Consider the following 20,909-nt stretch of genomic DNA (forward strand, 5'->3'; position numbering starts at 1 on the left):
AATTTGCTATTAAATAAAATAAAGGAAAATAAAAAAGAGGTGATTAAAACGAAACAAAAACTATTAATACCAAAAAATTATTTAATGTTAATAGCAGGAATACTTTGGTTAATGGCAGGGGCTATGGTTATGAAGGTAGGTTTACCAATTTTAAGGCAGTTAATATTACATGGATTTTGGTATTTATTATTTGCTGTAGTTACCTTTTTGGTATTTTATATATTTATATTTTCAAGATTGGTAGAAAAACATACTAATAGAATTAAATCTAAGAAAAATAATAGACTTCCATTTTGGTAATTTTTCGACCTTCCTTCTTATGTTGTAATGATTATTATGATGACAGGAGGAATATGGTTGAGATCCTCAAACTTAATACCAGATAGCTTTATAGGACCATTTTATAGTGGACTTGGATTTGCTCTATTTTCCTGTGGTGTAAGATTTATTAGCGTATTTTTAAGAAAAAAGGTAATTAGTTAAAGTAATAAAAAACATAGTTTATATGGAAGTATTTTTCCATACAAACTATGTTCTTTATTTTATTTAATTAAATTTACAGCTTTATCAGATAAATACCATTTAGCTATTTCTATATTCTCTTTTGTGCCGGTATAAACAGTAACTCCAGGCAATTCTATAGTTTCATCTCCAACAATAGCTATATTTTTATTTTGTGGAAACTTTACTGTTTTATCATCTTTAGTTACTATAAGGACTAAGTTTTCTTTATCACTAGAATCTACAGAAAGGGTAGCCTCTTTTTCTTTAAAGTTTTTTTCAGCTTGAAGGAATAGTGTATCTGTAACATGTTGAAGATTTATATCTAAAACTTCACACATATATTTGTTAACATCAGTGTTTTGAATAACTCCTGTAGGTCTTATGCCCTTTGGATGATAAACATATAGTCCAACTTCTTCACCAGAATGGCCCTTTGTAGTCCAACCTATATGGGCTCTTTTGCTTATCATAGGACCTACAGTATCAATAACTTTATTAATATCACAAGTTTTTATAGCTTGTTCTTCTTTAGCTGTTAAATCATCTATACCGTAATATGCTGACATAATTTCTTTTATATTACTTCTGTCTGCATTTAGCTTTTTACCTATGCCTTCTCCTGTAAGTTTTGCTCTTTTAAGAGGTGCTACTATAGTTGAAAGAGGTTGATTATCATAGGTTTTATCTAAAGTTGAATCACCAATGGTCATGCCACCATTACTGTGGTCAGGAGCAACTATTACTACAGTATCTTTATCTTTCTTTGCAAAATTTAATGCTACTGAAACTGCGTTATCAAAGGCTAAAGCATCACTAATAACTCCTATTGGATCATTAGCATGAGAAGCCCAATCTATTTTACTACCTTCTACCATTAAGAAAAAACCATCTTTTTTACCATTGGATAAAATATCAATAGCTTTTTGGGTCATATCAGAAAGACTTGGCTGTTCATAAGATCTATCAAACTCATAATCTAAAGCCATAGGTGCAAAAAGTCCCCAAACCTTTTTAGCTTGAGTATTTTTTAATTCTTCTGCATCTTTAACAATATCATATCCTTTACTTTGTAAAATCTTGAGCATATCTTCTTTATCAGCTCTTTTTTCAGCAATTAAAACATCATGACCTCCTGCAAATAAAATATCCAAATCATTATATACCATTTGCTCACTTAAAGTATCATATGCTTTTCTATTTGGATAGTGGGAAGCAAAACTTGCAGGGGTTGCGTGAGGTAGTTCACAAGTTGCTACAATACCTGTTGCCATTCCATTTAATTTAGCACCTTCTAATATAGAAGCCACAGGACGTCTTTCCTCTCCTTTTTTTATGGGATTTAGTAGAGGCATGTTTGCTACATCTGGTAGAACAGAAATAAATCCAGTGTGTGATTTATAACCTGTTGCCATGGCAGTAGCTGCTGGAGCTGAGTCTGCAATAACTGCATCGGAAGAATAGGTTCGAATAAGACCACAGGCAATTTCATCCATAGCAAGAGGTTCTCCACCTTTATACCATCTTGCTAGAGTGGTATGAGTTATTCCAGTGCCATCAGGAACTAATAAGATAACATTTTTAACTTTACTAGGGCTTGCTGATACCTTATTAAAGTTAGGTACCATTAAAAAATTTAATGTCATAGCTAATAATAATAAAAAGGTAATACATTTTTTTCTCTTAGATTTAAACATAAAACTCCCCCTTATATTAAAACTTTAATTAATAATATGCAGTGATTCTTCAATATATGTAAATAAATGTATTTTAATTTATATGATAAAATGCTATTATAATGTAATACTAGATTATAATAGAAACAAATTCACACAAATTTATGGAGGAAAATATGAAAAAATTATTAACTATGTTTTGGAGCTTTTTTAAAATAGGAGCCTTTACTTTCGGAGGGGGCTATGCTATGGTTCCTTTAATAGAAGTAGAAGTAGTTGACAAAAAGAAATGGATAGATAAAGAAGAATTTTTAGATACTTTAGTTATAGCTCAATCTTTTCCAGGAGCATTAGCTGTAAACACTTCAATTTTTATAGGATATAGGATAGGTGGAGCAGTAGGAGCTATTATGGCACTTTTAGGTACAGTACTTCCATCATTTTTTATAATTATATTTATAGCTTCTTTTTTTATGCAGTTTAGAAATAATTATTATGTAGATTTAGCATTTAAGGGCATTTCAGCGGCAGTTCCAGTACTCGTTTTAATAGCTGTAGTAAGTTTATCTAAATCCATTAAGAAAAATTATAGAAATGCTATATTAATTATTATAACTATAGTACTCATAAGCTTTTTTAATATACATCCTGTTATAGTAATATTGGCTTCTGGTATTTATGGAGTTATTTACTATAGGGAAAGGGTGTGATGAGAATGAAAACCTTAGTATTATTATTTTGGTCTTTTTTAAAGATAGGAGCCTTTAGTTTTGGAGGGGGCTATGCTATGCTTCCTTTAATAGAAAGAGAAATTGTAAATAATAGATCATGGATTAGCTTTCAGGAATTTAGTGATATAATAGGTATTTCTCAAATGACTCCAGGACCTATAGCTATAAATTCTGCAACCTTTGTAGGATATAAAATAGCAGGAGTTTGGGGAAGTGTAGCTGCAACTTTAGGAGTGGTTACTGTATCTTTTATACTGGTTTTTATAGCTTCTCATTATTTGATTAAATTTAAAGAATCTAAAATAATGAAATCTGCATTACTTGGCATGAGACCAGCTTTAATAGGACTTATAGTATCTGCCTTTTTATCCCTTTCAAAAGGTGTTTATCATGATATAAAAAGTATTATAATAGCCATTATAATATTAACTTTATTACTGTGGGATAAAATACATCCAATAATAGTAATAATTATATCTGCAGTGCTTGGAATAATTTTCTATGGATATTTTTAAAACACCATTGTAAGGAAATAATCACTATGTTATAATTTACTATATAAAGGGGAGTAGCAAATTAATTTAACTATTCGTCATTACGGCAATTAAAGCCCGGATAGTTACTCCAAAGAGAGATTGCAAGACCTTTGTTCTACAGCAAGAATTGTAGAACAAAGGTCTTTTATTATTTTAAAGACTTTTAAATAATTTATCAATATTAAACAAATAATATAAAATGAGGTGAAATTTATGTGGTTTGACAAAAGTGCAGAAGATGCATTAAAAGAATATTCTTCTAATGTTGAAAATGGCTTAACAGATGAACAAGTAAAAGAATCTAGAGAAAAGTATGGTCCAAATGAGCTTAAAGGGAAAGGTAAAAAATCTATATTTAAAATGCTTTTTGAACAGTTAAATGATATGTTAATATACATACTTTTAGCAGCAGCTTTAATTTCAGGTTTTTTAGGTGAAACTAGTGATGCAATAATAATTTTCCTAGTTATTATACTGAATTCAGTAATTGGTGTGGTTCAGGAATCAAAGGCAGAAAAGGCATTAGAAGCTTTAAAAAAGATGTCTACACCTAAGGCAATGGTTAGAAGAGAAGGAGAACTTAGAGAAATTCCTTCAGAGGAAGTAGTACCTGGAGATATAATAATTTTAGATGCAGGAAGATATGTTCCCTGTGATTTAAGACTTATAGAAACCGCCTCATTAAAGGTAGAGGAGTCAGCTTTAACAGGAGAATCTGTTCCAGTAGATAAGGATGCAAACTTAGTTTTAAGTGGAGAGGATACAGCCTTAGGAGATCAAAAGAATATGGCTTTTATGTCCACTTTAGCTACCTATGGAAGAGGAGTTGCTATAGCAGTAGCTACAGGTATGGATACTGAAATTGGTAAAATAGCAAAAATGTTAGATACTGAAGAAAAAAATTTAACCCCATTACAAAAGAAATTAGAAGAACTCGGAAAGACTTTAGGATTAGGTGCATTAGCTGTTTGTGCTTTAATGTTTGGCGTTGGTTTACTTCAAAAAAGAGATATGTTTGAAATGTTCTTAATAGCTATAAGTTTAGCGGTGGCAGCAATACCAGAAGGACTTCCAGCTATAGTAACTATAGTTTTAGCTATGGGAGTTCAAAAAATGATAAAGAAAAATGCCATAGTAAGAAAGCTTCCAGCAGTAGAAACCTTAGGAGCTGTTAATGTAATTTGCTCAGATAAAACAGGAACCCTAACTCAAAATAAAATGACCGTTACTAAATTTTATGCAGACACATATTATGGAGATATATCTACATTAGATATAGAAAAATCTGGTCATAAACTTTTATTGGAAAATTTAATACTGTGTAATGATGCAACTTACTCAGAAGATAAACAAACAGGAGATCCAACAGAAATAGCATTATTAGAAGCAGGATATAAATATGGTATAAAAAAGGAAGAGTTAGAGGAGGTTCACCAAAGAGTAAATGAATTACCTTTTGATTCTGATAGAAAATTAATGACTACAGTCAATAAATATGATAATGAAATATATGTTATGACAAAGGGAGCTATAGACAATTTATTTAATATATGTACTCATGTTTATAGAAATGGTGAGATTGTAGAGCTTACAGAGGATATAAAAAATGAGTTCATGGAAGGTGCTAATAATATGTCAGAAGATGCTCTAAGGGTTTTAGGCGGAGCATATAAAAAAATATCTCAAGATGAAATAAATTCAGATAATTTAGAAGGAAATTTAACATTAATAGGACTTGTAGGAATGATAGACCCTCCAAGAGAGGAAGTTAAAGATTCTATAATGGAATGTAAAAAATCAGGAATAAAAACTGTAATGATTACAGGGGACCATAAGGATACAGCTTTAGCTATTGCAAAGGAATTAGCCATAGCAGAAGATAAATCTCAGGCTGTATTTGGAAAAGAATTAGATAAAATGTCTGATGAAGAGTTAAGCCAAAGAATAGATAATTTAAGAGTTTTTGCAAGAGTTTCTCCAGAACATAAGGTTAGAATAGTAAAAGCCTTTAAAGAAAAGGGAAATATAGTATCTATGACAGGAGATGGAGTTAATGATGCACCTTCTTTAAAAATAGCAGATGTAGGTGTTGCTATGGGGATTACAGGAACAGATGTAGCAAAGGGAGCTTCTGATGTAATACTTACAGACGATAATTTTTCTACTATAGTTTCAGCAGTAAAAGAAGGAAGAAATATATTTAATAACATTAAAAAATCTATAATCTTTTTACTATCTTGTAATATAGGGGAAATTATATCTCTATTCTTTGCTATACTTTTAGGATGGCCAGCACCATTAAGACCAATTCATCTTTTATGGGTTAACCTTATAACAGATACTTTACCAGCGTTATCCTTAGGAATAGACCCAGGAGATCCTGATGTAATGGATGAAAAACCAAGAGATCCAAAAGCTAGTCTTTTTGCAGGAGGAACAGGAACATTTTTAATATTAAATGGATTGTTAATAGGATTTTTAACACTGGCGGCTTTCATAGTTGGAGTTAAAGTGTATACAAATAGCACTACACTATTTCCTTTAATCCCTGAGGATGTATCAAAAGAAGCATTGACTCATGCTCAAACTATGGCTTTTGTAGTTTTAAGTGTATCTCAATTATTTCACTCACTTAATTTAAGACACCCTAAAAAATCCATATTCCAATTGGGCATATTTACTAATAAGTATTTAATTGGAGCTATAATTTTTGGTATAGTATTACAAGATATAGTTATAACAATACCTTTCTTAGCCAATATATTTAAAGTATATGATCTATTGCTAAAGGACTGGTTATTGGTTGGAATACTTTCTATAATACCTTTAATTGTAAATGAAATAGCTAAAATATTTATAAGAGCCAGATCTAAATAGTATAAAATGTACCTAGAGTTTAGACTTTAGGTACATTTTATTTTTACAAATTTATGAACCTATGACATAGTGAAACGTATAAGATAAGTGGAAGGGGGATAAAAATTGGGAGAGGAGCGACAAAGTGGATACTTAGATGAAAAATATATATATGAAATATATTTAAAAGACAAAAGTTTAGCTTTAAAAATGATTATAGATGAATATAAAGATTTCCTATATAGATTTTCCTTTTATTTATGTAAAAACTCCATGGAAAGTGATGATTTATTTCAAGATACTTGGGTTAAAGTTATAAAAAATATACATAAATACACATGGAATGAAACATTTCAACCATGGATAAGAACAATATGTTTAAATACCTATAAGGATAAATATAGAAAATCTAAAAGATGGCTTAATATTATTAAAGATTACTTTGATGAGGAAAAAAAGGAAAGAGAAATAATTAATTTTCCTTCAAAAAATAATTTGCCAGAAAAAGAGACTATAAAAAATGAAGAAAAGAAAATTTTAAAAAAGGCAGTAGATAATTTAAAAGACGAGTACAGAATTCCTATAATACTATATTATTTTGAAAGACTTAGTTATAAAGAAATATCAGAAATAATATCTATACCTGAAGGCACCATAAAATCTAGATTAAATAAAGCTAGAAAGCTTTTAAAGGAATATGTGGAGGTGGAGTTAAATGGATGAAAATAAAATTGAGAAACTTTTATATCAAATAGGAGAAGAAGAAGTAAAGATACCACCAGAAGATATTGTAGAAAAAGCCAAAAGCTATATAGAATATAGGCATTTAAGATATCTTATTCCTTTGGGATTTGTATTAAATATTGTTATTATAATATTTATGGTTGTAAGCATTTTACCTAAAATGAGTTTAAAAGATATTATTTTATGGTGTAATATATCTTTTAGTTTAAGTAATGGAATTATAGCTTTATGTATATTGTGTTTTAATAATTTACAAGAAAAATTTGAATAGGAGTGGTAAAGATGATGTTTATGACATCAATGATTATAGTACCTATAGCTATACTAGCTGGAATAGGAGGGATAATATATGCAATTTTAAAGGTTATGAGAAAAAATGACACAGAAGATTATGAAGGAGAAAGTCCTTTTAAGAAACTTTTCTATGTGTTTTTAGCTATTTTAGCAGTGATTTTAGTATTATTTTTAATTAGTATATCTATTGATTTTGGTTGGGGTAATATTCCATTATATGGTACAATGTCTTCTATAATTCCATCTATAATATGTTTGCTAATGTTTGGGGGTCTTTTTGTTGTATGGATATTAATTGGAAGATTTGTTTATTATGATGCTAAAAAGAGAGGAATGGACCCTTGGTTATGGCTATTAGTTGTAATGTTTGTTCCTAATTTTATAGGTTTGATAATTTATCTAATAGTAAGAAGTTCTAATAATACAAAGTTTTATAACAAAAGATGTTCTAAATGTGGCAGTAACGTAAGAGAGGATTATAATATTTGTCCTAATTGTGGTGAAGATTTAAAGAAAAAGTGTGAATACTGTGGGCAAGTAGTAGATGAAAACTGGAATATATGCCCTCATTGTGGAAATAATCTAAATAAATAAATATACATGCTATTTTTTTATAAAAAAGTAATATATAATAATAGTTGTAGGATTTTTTTACAAGGGAGGAAATTTCTTTGGAGATATCGAGAATAGGCAATAGAACCCATGTAAGTTCTAAAGAAGATACTAAAGCTATTAGTAGCAAAAAAAGTTTTTCTCAAAGTTTTAATTTTGCAAGAGAAAGAAGATCTCAAGAACAGCTTGATAAAATGCTAGAAGATATAAAGAAAAAAGGAGAAAGATTAGTAACAACTAAGAGTTATGTAGATGTTATTCGCTATAAAAAAATGATAAAAGAATACTTAGAATCTGTTTTAAGTTTTATGTATGGAGTTAAAAAGGATATTAGCTTTTGGCAAACTCAATACTTTATCACCGTTGAAACTATAGATGAAAAGTTAGAAGAATTAACTCAAGCTTTATTGAATGATCAAAAAGAAAATTTAGATATAGCAAGTAGCATAGATGAAATAACAGGGTTGTTAGTGGATATTTATAAATAAAAAAACAAGAAATGAAGTCTTGAATTTCATTTCTTGTTTTTTATTTTATATTTGTCCTATGAATTTTAAAATTAATTGTGCAATTAATGCTGATCCTAAATAAGTTCCAGTAAATATAACACAGGAAAGAATAACAATTCTCCAACCAGATTTCTTAAAGGCTTCTAAATCTTTACCAATAGAAATACCAACATAAGCTAGTATTGGAGTAGTTAGAGCAAGAAAATCCACTTTTGATATATATTGAGAAATCATTGTTGCACCTGGCATTGTAGGGTAAGTTAGAATACATCCTAAAGTAACTATATAAGCTACAGCAGGAATTTTACCAGGCATAAACTTTGCAAGAGCTATACCACCAATAGATATACCTATAAGTATAATCATACCAGGAATAGCTTCTATTATATTATGTTTAGGACCTATCATATTTCCAACTAAGGATAGTGCACCTACTATTAACAGTATAAAAAGATTATCTTTTAACTTCATATTAAGCTTCCTCCTTTTTAGAAGAGTTTACTTCGGAGATTTTAACTTTTGGAAGTTCAACTCCATATTTTAATTTATAACTTTTTCTATATAGCCATTCTGTTAAAGGTAGTGCTACCCATAAAGACATATAAAGTCCATCTAATCCTGAAAGCATATTACTTGCTGCACCAAAAGCTGCCAAAGTATCAGCCATTTGAGGGTACATAGCACTTAGGGAACCTACTGCAGCTGTCATCATACTAGCACTTCCAACTCCAGATGCCATAGCTAATGCATAGGGATGGAAGAAAGGAATATATGCTGCACAAAAACTTGCTAAAAGTCCAAAGAAAACTGTTCCAAAAACAGTACCACATATATATATTCCCATAACTCCTTTACCTTCTTCACCATCAAGGCCATATATATCACTTATTAAAGCTATATTAGGTTCACGAGCAATAGAATGTGCAGCTCCTATAGTTTCTCTTTTTAATCCAAGGAATACTGCAAGTGGAACACCTAAAAATACTGTTCCAATATTACCAAACTCTTGTAATATAAGTGCTGGACTTGATTTAATTATAGTTGGTAATGTTGGACCTATTAATGTACCATATCTAGCCATTAATAACATAAGAGATACAGTTATTAATGTACCAGCATCCTTCATATCTTTTTCATTTACTACTTTTAAAAATTTAGGAGATAAAAATATTCCAATAATTAAGGCATAAAGCATTGGTAGTAGTACTATAGTTCCAGGTCCAAATTTAAATTTTATAACACCAATTGCTTCTGCTATTACTACTAACAAAAGAACTAATATATGATTTTTCCAATTCTTCATTTTTCAACCTTCCTTTCAAAACATTCTTCTAAGAATTCTATATACTTTTCCTTACTTTCAAAGGTAGGGGTGTAAGAATTTATAATTTCCTCTGCCTTTTCAGCATTATTAAATAATAAATCTATAACGGACATAGCCATTATTTTCCCAGGCAATATACAAGCGGAATAAAAATCTTCTACTTTAAAATCTTTAGTGTGTAATGCACCGGAAACTCCACCTATAAAAGGATGTATAGCAGGAATTAAATTTGATACATCACCCATATCTGTAGAAGCTGCAAAGTGACCAGCATCTATAACGCTATCTTCAGGTAATAAGGATAGACTATTTTCTTTAAAAATCTCATTTAAAGGTAATGAAGATTTTAATGGAAGATGTCCAGGAATAGTATTTATTATAGTTTCAGCACCTATAGCATATCCCCCAGCAATTAATGCCTTGTCCACTTTTTTGTTAGTTATTTTCATGGCATCTACATTATTAGCACGTACATAGGTTTCCATTCTAACATCAGCAGGTACGCTATTTACGGTGTCGCCACCTTTAGTTATTATAGGATGAACTCTTATGGAATCTTCGTCTCTAAAAGTTTCCCTTAAAGCATTAACTCCCATAAGACCTAACATAGCTGCATTTAAAGCATTAACACCTGTATGAGGAGCTTCTGCTGCATGAGCTGTTTTACCAATATATTGAATAGTTTTTCCTATGAATCCATTACTAGAGCTTCCAAGAGCAACAGTGGGTTTTGGAGCATCTTTTAGAGAATGTATCATCATAGCCATATCTACATCGTCAAATGCTCCTCTATAAATAAGTTCTTGCTTACCTGCAAGGAAATGTATTTTTCCTTCTTCTTTAAGTTTTTGTCTGTATTCAATTTCTATAAATTCTTCAGCAGGTACCGCCATAAAACTTACATTACCATGAAGTTTATCTTCTATATTAGAAAGTTTAAGACCCAATGCTGCTGCTGCCATGGCAGTTATTTGTAAATTGTGACCACAGGTATGAGAAGCTCCAGTTTCTTTATTAGCATTGGCACTATCAAAACAAATAACACCATCTAATTCTCCTAAAATAGCTACATTAGGACCTTCACTTTTTTCTTTTAATTTTCCTTTTACACCAGTCAAAGCAAGCTTGTCTTTGTATGAAATATTCAATTCATCAAATAATTTACATACTTTTTCTGCTGTTTTTATTTCCTTAAAACCCAACTCAGGATTATTTTCAATATCTCCTGCTAGATTAAATAATTTGTCAAAGTTATCATCAATAACTTTGCAAACTAGTTCTTTTAACTCATTTACATTCATTTAAATTATCCCTCCCAGTCTATATATATGTGTTCCACATAAATACAGATGTGCTAAATCTATGAGTAATATTTTATAACTTATACAAGTGTATGTCAACAGGAAACAGAAAGTAATATTTTATTTAATAAATAATTAACCCTAGTAGGGGGAAAGTTACCTTTGAAAGGGATGGAGAAAATGGTATATCTAGCGAATGTGTGGCAAGCCGCTAGGCTGTCTTGAATTATGAAAGATTCTAAGGCGATAGCCTGACTTGGATTTATTTTAGTTGTTTATTAAACAAAAGCTTTTAAGTCTATTTAAACGTTGACACAAAAATAAAAAGATGATATGCTAAAAATAGAAAATAAATTGAATATTTATACATCCTTCAGGGTTTGGTGAGATTCCATACCGGTGGTAAAGCCCACGAGCCGCAAGGCAGATCTGGTGAAATTCCAGGGCCGACAGTTAAAGTCTGGATGAAAGAAGGAAATTACATATACATTCTAATCAGTATACACTTGTATAGTTTTATACTTATGTAGCTAATTTAAGTTATATTATTTATTTTAGAATGTATTAGGTAAGAATACTTTACCCTGAAAGAATTAATTCTTTCAGGGTTTTTTAGCGACATGAATTTTCACAATGTTTTCGTTATCTTTGAAGGATGGAACAAAAAGGAGATGATGAATTTGGATGAAATTTATATGAAAAGAGCAATTGAATTAGCTCATTTGGGTGAGGGATATGTAAATCCTAATCCTTTAGTAGGAGCAGTTATAGTAAAGGATGGAAGGATAATAGGAGAAGGATATCATAAAAAATTTGGAGAAGCTCATGCTGAAATAGAAGCCTTCAAAAGCTGTAAAGAGGATCCAAAAGGTGGTACTTTATATGTTAATTTAGAACCTTGTTCCCACTATGGAAAGACTCCTCCTTGTGTAGATGTCATAATTAAAAAGGGTATAAAAAAAGTAATAATAGGTATGAAAGATCCTAATCCTTTAGTAGCAGGAAGAGGTTTAGAAATATTAAAAAAAGCTAACATAGAAGTAAGGGTTGGAACTTTAGAAGATGAATGTAGAAATTTAAATGAAATATTTATAAAATATATAACTTATAAAAAACCATTTTGTATATTAAAATGGGCATCAACATTAGATGGAAAGATATGTTCGTCCATAGGAGATTCTAGATGGATAACAGGAGAAGATTCAAGAGAATATGTGCATTTAATTAGAAATAAAGTAAGCTCTATAATGGTTGGAGTAAATACAATTCTAAGAGATAATCCTTCTTTAACCACAAGATTAAAAGATAGAAAAGGTGTAAATCCTACAAGAATTATTGTAGATAGCAAAGGAAGAACACCCTTAGATGCAAGGATTTTTAAAGAAGAAGGGGACACTTTTATAGCAACTACTTCTCAAATTGAAGATAAGAAAATAAAAGAATTTGAAAAAGTAGGGGCTAAAATAATTATCATACCAGAAAAAGGTAGAAAAGTGGATTTGCAATATCTTGTTAACTATTTAACAAAACTTAATATAGATAGCATACTTTTAGAAGGCGGTGGAACATTAAATTACTCAGCCTTAAAAGAAGGCATTGTAGATAAAGTTCTCATGTTCCTAGCTCCTAAAATATTAGGTGGAGAAAATAGCAAAACACCTATAGAAGGGGAGGGAATAAAGTATATTAAAGATTGCATAGAACTAAAGGATTTATCTATTAAAAATTTTAAAGAAGATATTTTGATAGAAGGCTTTATTTAGATAATAACTAATAAAAGGTGGTGTTTTATTGTTTACGGGTATAGTAGAGGAATTAGGAAGTATAGAGAATATAGAAAAAAAGGGAAACGCCTATAGCATAAAAATAAAGGCTAAAAAGGTTTTGGAGGATGTAAATCTAGGAGATAGTATATGCACTAATGGAGTTTGTCTTACAGTTACTAACTTTTCAAAGGATAGTTTTACTGTGGATGTAATGCCAGAAACTATAAGACAAAGTAATCTAAAAAATATTAAAAAAGGCAGTTTAGTAAATTTAGAAAGGGCTCTAAAGGCTACAGGAAGATTAGGTGGACATATAGTTAGCGGACACATAGATGGAGAAGGGATTATAAAGGAATATAAAAAAGAAGGAAATGCTTGGTGGATTTCAGTAGAACCTGAAAAAGGACTTCTAAAGTATGTAATAGAAAGAGGTTCTATAGCCTTAGATGGTGTAAGCCTAACCGTAGCTTATGTAGATGAAAAGCTATTTAAAGTTTCTGTAATCCCTAATACCAGTGAAAAAACTACCCTATTAAAAAAAGGAGTAGGGGACATTTTAAACATAGAATGCGATTTAATAGGAAAATATGTAGAGAAAATCTTAAATTTCAAAAATCATAAAGAAGAGCAAAGTAAAATAGACATGGACTTTTTGAAAAACAACGGATTTGTTTAGCTAATAACTAATAGTGAATAGTGAATAACTAAGGAGGATTTTCTTCCGCTTTGCTACAGAAAATCTTTAATTTAAAGGTAGTTATACTATGGAAAACTCCTTCAGCTTTGCTGAACATCGAAGATATTTTAGGTTTAGTTCATTTATAAAGGTTTAGCATTAGCTAACCGCAATTATTCATTCTTCATTCTTCATTAAATAAAGAGCTCGTTTGCTTCGCTAAACATCGTTGTTTTAGTTAAGAAGCACTTAATATATAAATCATACAATTAAAATTTTTTTGTAATGATAATGGAGAAAAAATAACCACAATTGTTCATTCTTCATTGTTCATTATTCATTAAATAAAGGGGTGGTAAAAATGTTTAAGTTTAATAGTATTGAAGAGGCTATTGCTGATATAAAAGAAGGAAAAATGGTTATTGTGGTAGATGATGAGGATAGGGAAAATGAGGGGGATCTTTTAATGGCAGCAGAAAAAGTAACTCCTGAAAATATTAATTTTATGATTAAATATGGAAGAGGATTAGTGTGCATGCCTATAATTGGAGAAAGATTAAAGGAATTAAACCTTAATCAAATGGTAGATATAAATACAGATACAAATGGAACAGCTTTTACAGTCTCCATAGACTTCATAGATACTACTACAGGTATTTCAGCTTATGAAAGGGCTCATACCATATCAAAAGTATTAGATAGCAGTGTAAAGGGAGAGGACTTTAAAAGACCAGGACATGTTTTTCCATTAGAAGCAAAAGAAGGTGGGGTATTAAAAAGAGCAGGACATACTGAAGCTTCTGTAGATCTAGCAAGGCTTGCAGGATTTTATCCAGCAGGAGTAATTTGTGAGATTGTAGGGGAAGATGGAAAGATGGCAAGACTCCCTCAATTAATGGAGTATTCTAAGGAACATAATTTAAAAATTATAAATATAGCAGATTTAATAGCTTATAGAAGAAAGAAAGAAACTCTAGTAAAAAGAGTTGTAGAAGCTAAAATGCCAACAAGATGGGGAGAATTTAAAATAATAGGCTATGAAAACAAAATAAATGGTGAGCACCATGTAGCCCTTGTAATGGGAGATATAGAAAATGGAGAAGATGTATTAGTTAGAATGCATTCAGAATGTCTTACAGGAGATGCTCTAGGCTCTGTAAGATGTGATTGTGGGTATCAATATGAAGCAGCTATGAAAGCTATAAGTGAAGAGAGAAGAGGAGTACTAGTATACATGCGCCAAGAAGGAAGAGGTATAGGGCTTATTAACAAATTAAAGGCTTATAATCTTCAAGACAAGGGCATGGATACTGTGGAAGCTAATATTGCCTTAGGTTTTCCACCTGATTTAAGAGATTATGGAATAGGAGCTCAAATATTAAATGATTTAGGAATTAAAAAGATAAATCTTATGACAAACAATCCTAAAAAAATAACTTCATTATCTGGTTATGGAATAAAAATAGTAAAAAGAGTTCCACTAGAAATTCATGAAAATGAGGAAAGTGAATTTTACCTAAAAACTAAAAAAGAAAAAATGGGTCATTTATTACATTTTTAATATATAAAATTGGGAGGAATATAAAATGAATATAATAGAAGGAAAATTAATAGGACAGAGTTTGAAGTTTGGTATAACTATAGGAAGATTTAATGAATTTATAGGAGGTAAACTTTTAGATGGAGCTGTGGATGCACTTATAAGACATGGTGTAGATGAAAAAGACATAGAAATAGCTTGGGTGCCAGGAGCTTTTGAAATACCATTAATAGCTAAAAAGATGGCAAAAAGTAAAAAATATGATGGGATAATATGCTTAGGTGCTGTTATAAGAGGAGCCACTACTCATTATGACTATGTGGCAAGTGAAGTATCTAAGGGTATAGCTAAAATTACTTTAGATGAAGAAGTGCCAGTAATATTTGGAGTTTTAACTACAGAAAATATAGAACAAGCCATAGAAAGGGCAGGAACAAAAGCTGGTAATAAAGGATATGAGGCAGCTTGTACTGCAATAGAAATGGCAAATATTATAAATATAATATAAATCAAAAAATTATAAAAATATAAAATTTGAACAAACCTATTCTTTTTTTATACAATGCATAACAAATCTTAAAATCAGGTTGACAAGCAAATTGCTAATATATTAACATATGTATATATTAACATATATATTATGAAGATTTTGAGGAGGTTAGCTATGTAAAGATAGAATAGGTTTATTATTTATGTTAATTTGAACTATATTATTAATAAACTTACTATAAAAAATAATTGAATGATATATAATAAAGTGAATTTTTAGAATTATTATTCTTAAGCATAATTATATTAAATAAGTAGTTAGGAGGTAATTAAAAAAATGAAAAATAGTTTAAAAGGAATAATAACATTATGTTTAATAGCAGCCATTTGTGGAGGAATCTTAGGCATTACATATGATGCAACTAAAGATACCATAGCAGCCATTGAGAAGAAAGAAAGCTTGCAATTAGATGTAATATTGCCAGGATTAAATGCAGATGAACCAAAAGAAATGGATGTTAAAATAGAAGAAGAAGGACCAATAAGTTCAGCATATGAAGTTTATGCAGCAGGTGAGTTAGTTGGACATGCTATTATAGCAAATTCCAAGGGTATGGGACCTTTAAAAATGACTGTTGGAATAACTAAAGATGGAAAAATAGGTGGTCTTAAAATAGTTTCCCATGCAGAAACACCAGGTATTGGAGATATAGTAGAAAAAGAAAGTTTTATGGGAAGATATAAAGAAAAATCAGTAAAAGAGGAATTAAAAACAGTAAAAACGTCCCCATCAGCGGATAATGAAGTAGAAGGAATAACAGGAGCTACAATTACATCTACAGGTGTAACTAAAGCTGTAAACGAAGCTATAAAATTCTATAAGGAAAATGTATTAGGAGAAGAAGTTAAGGAAGAAAAAGAAAAGCCATTAGAAGCTAAGGATATAATACCTGAAGCGGATAGTATGAAAGATGTAGCAGTAGAATTAACTGAAAATGTTAAAGAAGTTAAAGGTATATACAAAGGGGAACAACTTTTAGGATATGCTATAACTGGTTTAGGTACAGGAATGGAAGAAATTCAAACTATGGTAGGTATATCTAATGAAGGCAAAGTTGTATTTGTAAAAGTAGTGGCAGATAGTGAAACAGAAGGAATTGGAGACGTAATACACGAAAAAGATTTTATAAATAAATTTTTAAATAAATCTGTGGATAAAAAACTAGAAGTAGTTAAAAATCCACCATCAAAAGATTATGAGATAGAGGCTGTGTCAGGAGCTACTATAAGTACAGAAGGAGTTACTGGTGGAGTAAATAATGCTATTAAGTTCTATAAGGAAAAACTTAAAAAATAAATGTTTTTACGATTATTTTTATTATAAGAGTTAATTTAACTTTCAATGCTACGATATTATAATAGCATCAAAAGTTAAAGGAGAGAATACATTTTGTTTAAATTGAAGAAAGCAAAAATAGAAAAAGACATTTTAGAACACCTTAGTAGAAATGGATATTCAGTTACAGAGGAAAATAGGAGTTTATATGTAATAAAATCTAAATTCTTAAACCTTCACTATACTTATCCAACATTAGAAATTATGTATTTTGGGAAGGATGAAATTTTAATAATTGCCATTAGTTGCTTCAAAGGTGTTATGTTAAATAAGGTAAAGACCATTCCAATGTCAGAAGTAGAAAATATTACTTTATATAAAAGGTTCCTATATAATAAACTTACCATGAAGGTTAATGGTAAAAAGAAAAAATATAACATACCAAAAGGTTTAAAAATTCCTAAATGGCATAAAGATAATTTCTCAATTTTATGTAATGAGTTAAGATAAAAAATATCCTGTAGAGTATACAATTAAAAGGTTTACTTTATGGGATATTTTTAGGTTTTATGGGATTTATTTATTAAGTATAGTAAAAATAGTATAATAAAAATAGTACATATGGATAAAAATATAGATAAATAGAGAAGATGAGAAAGGAGATTTTATGGAAGAAAAACACACCATATTTAAAAATATAGAAAAACACTTACTACAAGATGAAAATCCTTCCGAATATTTGAATAAATTAAGTGAAGAGGGGTTTTTAAAAGAATATCCTTTTAACCTTTTAGAAAATTTAAAAAAGACCGAACAAAATTTAACCCATCACCCAGAAGGAAGTGTTTGGAATCATACTATGATGGTGCTAGATAGAGCAGCGAAAAATAAAGAATTTAGTGAGGATAGTAAAGCTTTTATGTGGGCAGCACTATTACATGATATAGGAAAAGGTACTACTACTAAAATAAGAAGGGGAAAGATAACTTCCTATAATCATGATAAAGAAGGAGAATTTTTATCTATAAAATTTTTAGAAGAATTTATAAATGATAAAGATTTTATAAAAAAAGTAGCAGCTTTAGTAAGATGGCATATGCAACCTTTATTTGTAGCTAAAAAAATGAGTTTTGCTGATATAGATGGCATGAAAAAAGAATGTTCCCCAGAGGAAATAGCTCTTTTGTCAAAATGTGATAGATTGGGTAGAGGAGATATGAATGAAGATAAAATAAAAAAAGAGGAAGAAGATATAGAAGTTTTTTTAAATACTGCAAAAAAAGAAAGTACTAAAAAATAATAAAAAATGCTATAATTAACAAGATAACTGATGACAAAGGAGAGGTTTAAATGAAAAATCCTATAATTACTATAACAATGGAAAATGGAGATGTTATGAAAGGAGAACTATATCCTGAAATAGCTCCAAATACTGTTAGAAACTTTATAAGCTTAATAGATAAAGGCTTTTATGATGGGTTAATTTTTCACAGGGTAATACCTGGATTTGTAATACAAGGTGGATGCCCAGAAGGAACAGGAGTTGGAGGACCTGGATACTCTATTAAAGGAGAATTTTCAGCTAACGGATTTCCAAATTCACTTAAACATGAAGAAGGAGTTTTATCCATGGCAAGAGCTATGAGTCCTGATTCAGCAGGAAGCCAATTTTTTATAATGGTGGGAGAATCACCTCATTTAGATGGACAATATGCTGGTTTTGGAAAGATAACAGAAGGATTGGACGTAGCATTTAAAATAGTAGAACAACCAACAGATTTTATGGATAAACCTTTAGAAGATCAAAAAATAAAGGAAATAACTGTAGATACCTTTGGAGAAAAATACGAAGAACCTGAGGAAGCATAATATAAAAATAGGACTGTATCTTATATATGTTAGATACAGTCCTATAATTTATTTAAAAAAAGAATTGTAACTTCCATCAGAAGGCATTATAAAATCTCCTCTTGGAGAAAGGCTAACGGTTCCTACTTTAGGACCATCAGGCACAGTGGAACGTTTAAATTGTTGAGTGAAAAATCTTTTTATAAAGAATTCTAGCCATCTTTTTATAATATCTTCTTTATAATCTTCTTTGAAAGCTTCACAAGTTAAATAATAAATTTTTCTCACTTCAAAACCTTTTATAAAATAGTAAAGGAAAAAATCATGTAGTTCATAGGGCCCTACTATATTTTCAGTTTTTTGAGTTATATTTCCTTCATTATCTTTAGGAAGAAGTTCTGGACTTACAGGAGTATCTAATATATCTAATAATATAGAAGAAGTTTCTTTATCTTTTTCTTCAAGGGCAACATGTTTTACTAAATATCTTATTAAAGTTTTAGGCACAGATGCATTAACTCCATACATAGACATATGATCACCATTAAAGGTACACCAACCTAAAGCCATTTCTGATAGATCGCCAGTTCCAATAACTAATCCACCTTCCTTATTTGCTATGTCCATAAGTATCTGAGTTCTTTCTCTTGCTTGAACATTTTCATAGGTTACATCATGTATATTAGGATTATGTCCTATATCTTCAAAGTGTTGAAGGCAAGATTTTACAATATGTATTTCTCTTAAGGATACCCCTAGTTTTTTACAAAGGTTTATGGCATTATTGTAAGTTCTATCTGTTGTTCCAAAGCCTGGCATGGTTATAGCAATTATATTTTTAAGATCTAGGTTTAAGAGTTTAAAGGTTTTAACTGTTACTAATAGTGCTAAAGTGGAGTCCAGTCCTCCAGATATACCAATAACTGTAGATTTAAGATTGGTATGTTCTAATCTTTTAGCTAAGGCAGAAACCTGTATATTAAATATTTCTTCTAGTCTATTATCTTCTTTATCATAGGGGATAAAAGGATATTTCTTAATATCTCTTTGTAAAATAAAGTCTTGTAAATTGTCAAAATTAAAGTTTATAGTTCTAGCATTAAAAGGACATAAGTTTGAATATTCCTCTAAATAAGTATTTCTTAGCCTATTTAACATTAAGCTATCCACATCTATAGAAGATACTATTATTTCATTCTCTCTTTTGAATCTTTTATTTTCTTTTAATAGATTTCCTTTTTCTCCAATTAATAAATGACCACTATAAACTAAGTCAGTGGTAGATTCATATACTCCACAGGAAGAATAAATATATCCACAGGAAAGTCTTTGAGTTGTAGTTTTAAGAAAATCCCTTCTTTTTTGGCTTTTACCTACTAATTCATTGGAGGCAGATAAATTTCCTATTATATTAGCTCCTTTTAACGAAAGATAACTACTTAATGGAATAGGACTATTGAATTCATCTCCTAATACAAAGGAGAATTTAAAATTTCCACTTTGAAAAATTAAGTCTATTCCAAAAGGTATATTTTCTTGGAAATAAGTACTTACATATTCATTTCTGATTTTAAAACCAGAAGAAAACCATCTTTGTTCACTAGAACATATATTGGATTTAGGAACTATTCCTAAAATTTTTCCATAATGTATAATGAATGCACAATTATAAAGAGAGTTTCTATATAAAAAAGGAGAGCCTACTGATACTAAAATATCTTTGTCCTTTAGAAATGAACAAAGCTCTTCTATTGCATTCAATGAAGAATTTAATAACTGGTTATTTAAAAACAAATCACCACAGCTATAAGATGTTATAGATAATTCAGGAAAAATTATATATTTAACTTTTTTATTCAGGGCTTCATTTATACATTTTTTAATATTAGTCAAATTAAATTCTATATCCATTACGTTTGTTATAGGGCAGGCAGATGCCACATTTAAAAAATCTTTCCAGGGAATATATTGTTTTTCTATAAAATTCATAAATTTACCTCCAGTTTTTATATATATCTTAATATATCCTTAAAAGTATTATTATATAATATTAACACTATAAAAAACATTCTATTTAGTGTATAATTTGTATAAAGACATTTAACTTAATTATAAATAATTAAGAGATTAATTCAAATATATTTATTATAATTTTAAAACTTCTCTTTCT

At 29.7% G+C, this 20,909-nt stretch carries 22 protein-coding genes and 1 riboswitch; of the genes, 17 read left to right on the forward strand and 5 right to left on the reverse strand.

Features of this window, described 5'->3' with window-relative positions:
• The first annotated feature begins 39 nt into the window (after positions 1–39).
• Both B5D21_RS14295 and B5D21_RS14415 read left to right on the forward strand, forming a co-directional pair.
• Positions 40–300, forward strand: coding sequence for a hypothetical protein (locus B5D21_RS14295; protein ID WP_242651244.1), 261 nt, complete (start codon positions 40–42; stop codon positions 298–300).
• A gap of 57 nt (positions 301–357) precedes the next feature.
• Positions 358–483 (forward strand): hypothetical protein, encoded by a 126-nt coding sequence (locus B5D21_RS14415; protein ID WP_274542132.1) that lies wholly within the window; start codon positions 358–360, stop codon positions 481–483.
• A 59-nt stretch (positions 484–542) separates the two neighbouring features.
• Here B5D21_RS14415 and B5D21_RS10730 read toward each other — a convergent pair whose 3' ends face one another.
• Positions 543–2,198 carry an alkaline phosphatase gene (locus B5D21_RS10730; RefSeq protein WP_011098932.1) on the reverse strand — a complete coding sequence of 552 codons (1,656 nt, stop codon included), beginning with the start codon at positions 2,196–2,198 and terminating at the stop codon, positions 543–545.
• A gap of 155 nt (positions 2,199–2,353) precedes the next feature.
• Between B5D21_RS10730 and B5D21_RS10735 the strand changes: the two genes are divergently transcribed.
• From B5D21_RS10735 to B5D21_RS10765, 7 genes are all read left to right on the forward strand, one after another.
• Positions 2,354–2,887: a chromate transporter gene (locus tag B5D21_RS10735; protein ID WP_035110783.1), complete on the forward strand. Its 534-nt coding sequence runs from the start codon at positions 2,354–2,356 to the stop codon at positions 2,885–2,887.
• Between the two features lie 5 nt (positions 2,888–2,892).
• Positions 2,893–3,423: a chromate transporter gene (locus B5D21_RS10740; RefSeq protein WP_035110784.1), complete on the forward strand. Its 531-nt coding sequence runs from the start codon at positions 2,893–2,895 to the stop codon at positions 3,421–3,423.
• 234 nt (positions 3,424–3,657) lie between these two features.
• Positions 3,658–6,321 carry a cation-translocating P-type ATPase gene (locus B5D21_RS10745; protein WP_035124442.1) on the forward strand — a complete coding sequence of 888 codons (2,664 nt, stop codon included), beginning with the start codon at positions 3,658–3,660 and terminating at the stop codon, positions 6,319–6,321.
• A gap of 105 nt (positions 6,322–6,426) precedes the next feature.
• Complete coding sequence (locus tag B5D21_RS10750; RefSeq protein WP_011098936.1) at positions 6,427–7,023, forward strand: RNA polymerase sigma factor; 597 nt, start codon at positions 6,427–6,429, stop codon at positions 7,021–7,023.
• Positions 7,016–7,315, forward strand: coding sequence for a hypothetical protein (locus tag B5D21_RS10755; protein ID WP_023437502.1), 300 nt, complete (start codon positions 7,016–7,018; stop codon positions 7,313–7,315). The genes B5D21_RS10750 and B5D21_RS10755 overlap by 8 nt, the downstream gene beginning before the upstream one ends.
• Before the next feature lie 11 nt (positions 7,316–7,326).
• Positions 7,327–7,932 (forward strand): zinc ribbon domain-containing protein, encoded by a 606-nt coding sequence (locus tag B5D21_RS10760; protein ID WP_035124443.1) that lies wholly within the window; start codon positions 7,327–7,329, stop codon positions 7,930–7,932.
• A gap of 77 nt (positions 7,933–8,009) precedes the next feature.
• Entirely contained in the window at positions 8,010–8,438 is a 429-nt protein-coding gene (locus tag B5D21_RS10765) for a YaaR family protein (RefSeq protein WP_011098938.1), read from the forward strand.
• A 45-nt stretch (positions 8,439–8,483) separates the two neighbouring features.
• On the opposite strand, the gene B5D21_RS10770 is transcribed toward B5D21_RS10765, so the two are convergent.
• Genes B5D21_RS10770 through B5D21_RS10780 form a run of 3 tightly spaced genes read right to left on the reverse strand, consistent with a single transcriptional unit; the run spans position 8,484 to position 11,084 of the window.
• Positions 8,484–8,930: a LysO family transporter gene (locus tag B5D21_RS10770; RefSeq protein WP_011098939.1), complete on the reverse strand. Its 447-nt coding sequence runs from the start codon at positions 8,928–8,930 to the stop codon at positions 8,484–8,486.
• A 1-nt stretch (position 8,931) separates the two neighbouring features.
• Positions 8,932–9,762, reverse strand: coding sequence for a DUF3100 domain-containing protein (locus tag B5D21_RS10775; protein WP_011098940.1), 831 nt, complete (start codon positions 9,760–9,762; stop codon positions 8,932–8,934).
• Positions 9,759–11,084, reverse strand: coding sequence for an amidohydrolase (locus B5D21_RS10780; protein ID WP_011098941.1), 1,326 nt, complete (start codon positions 11,082–11,084; stop codon positions 9,759–9,761). Before B5D21_RS10780 ends, B5D21_RS10775 begins: the two co-directional genes overlap by 4 nt.
• Before the next feature lie 365 nt (positions 11,085–11,449).
• Positions 11,450–11,564, forward strand: a riboswitch (FMN riboswitch).
• A 194-nt stretch (positions 11,565–11,758) separates the two neighbouring features.
• Here B5D21_RS10780 and ribD point away from each other — a divergent pair.
• The 8 genes from ribD to B5D21_RS10820 all read left to right on the forward strand — a co-directional run bounded on the left by ribD (position 11,759) and on the right by B5D21_RS10820 (position 18,760).
• The gene (ribD, locus tag B5D21_RS10785) at positions 11,759–12,847 is read left to right on the forward strand and encodes a bifunctional diaminohydroxyphosphoribosylaminopyrimidine deaminase/5-amino-6-(5-phosphoribosylamino)uracil reductase RibD (RefSeq protein WP_338028209.1); all 1,089 of its coding nucleotides are present in this window, start codon (positions 11,759–11,761) and stop codon (positions 12,845–12,847) included.
• Between the two features lie 28 nt (positions 12,848–12,875).
• Positions 12,876–13,526 (forward strand): riboflavin synthase, encoded by a 651-nt coding sequence (ribE, locus tag B5D21_RS10790; protein ID WP_011098943.1) that lies wholly within the window; start codon positions 12,876–12,878, stop codon positions 13,524–13,526.
• A 361-nt stretch (positions 13,527–13,887) separates the two neighbouring features.
• Entirely contained in the window at positions 13,888–15,087 is a 1,200-nt protein-coding gene (locus B5D21_RS10795; protein WP_035110798.1) for a bifunctional 3,4-dihydroxy-2-butanone-4-phosphate synthase/GTP cyclohydrolase II, read from the forward strand.
• Positions 15,088–15,112: 25 nt separating this feature from the next.
• Positions 15,113–15,574 carry a 6,7-dimethyl-8-ribityllumazine synthase gene (gene ribH / locus B5D21_RS10800; RefSeq protein WP_011098945.1) on the forward strand — a complete coding sequence of 154 codons (462 nt, stop codon included), beginning with the start codon at positions 15,113–15,115 and terminating at the stop codon, positions 15,572–15,574.
• A gap of 318 nt (positions 15,575–15,892) precedes the next feature.
• A complete protein-coding gene (locus tag B5D21_RS10805; protein ID WP_011098946.1) occupies positions 15,893–16,912 on the forward strand; it encodes an RnfABCDGE type electron transport complex subunit G in 1,020 nt (339 codons plus the stop codon).
• A gap of 93 nt (positions 16,913–17,005) precedes the next feature.
• Positions 17,006–17,401 (forward strand): hypothetical protein, encoded by a 396-nt coding sequence (locus B5D21_RS10810; RefSeq protein ID WP_011098947.1) that lies wholly within the window; start codon positions 17,006–17,008, stop codon positions 17,399–17,401.
• 157 nt (positions 17,402–17,558) lie between these two features.
• On the forward strand, positions 17,559–18,191 hold the full coding sequence (locus B5D21_RS10815) for an HD domain-containing protein (protein WP_011098948.1): 633 nt from the start codon (positions 17,559–17,561) through the stop codon (positions 18,189–18,191).
• Between the two features lie 50 nt (positions 18,192–18,241).
• Positions 18,242–18,760: a peptidylprolyl isomerase gene (locus B5D21_RS10820; protein WP_011098949.1), complete on the forward strand. Its 519-nt coding sequence runs from the start codon at positions 18,242–18,244 to the stop codon at positions 18,758–18,760.
• Between the two features lie 48 nt (positions 18,761–18,808).
• On the opposite strand, the gene B5D21_RS10825 is transcribed toward B5D21_RS10820, so the two are convergent.
• Positions 18,809–20,728, reverse strand: coding sequence for an NAD(+) synthase (locus B5D21_RS10825; protein WP_011098950.1), 1,920 nt, complete (start codon positions 20,726–20,728; stop codon positions 18,809–18,811).
• Positions 20,729–20,909 lie beyond the last annotated feature (181 nt).

Source organism: Clostridium tetani (assembly GCF_900167265.1).
Classification (GTDB): domain Bacteria; phylum Bacillota; class Clostridia; order Clostridiales; family Clostridiaceae; genus Clostridium_G; species Clostridium_G tetani.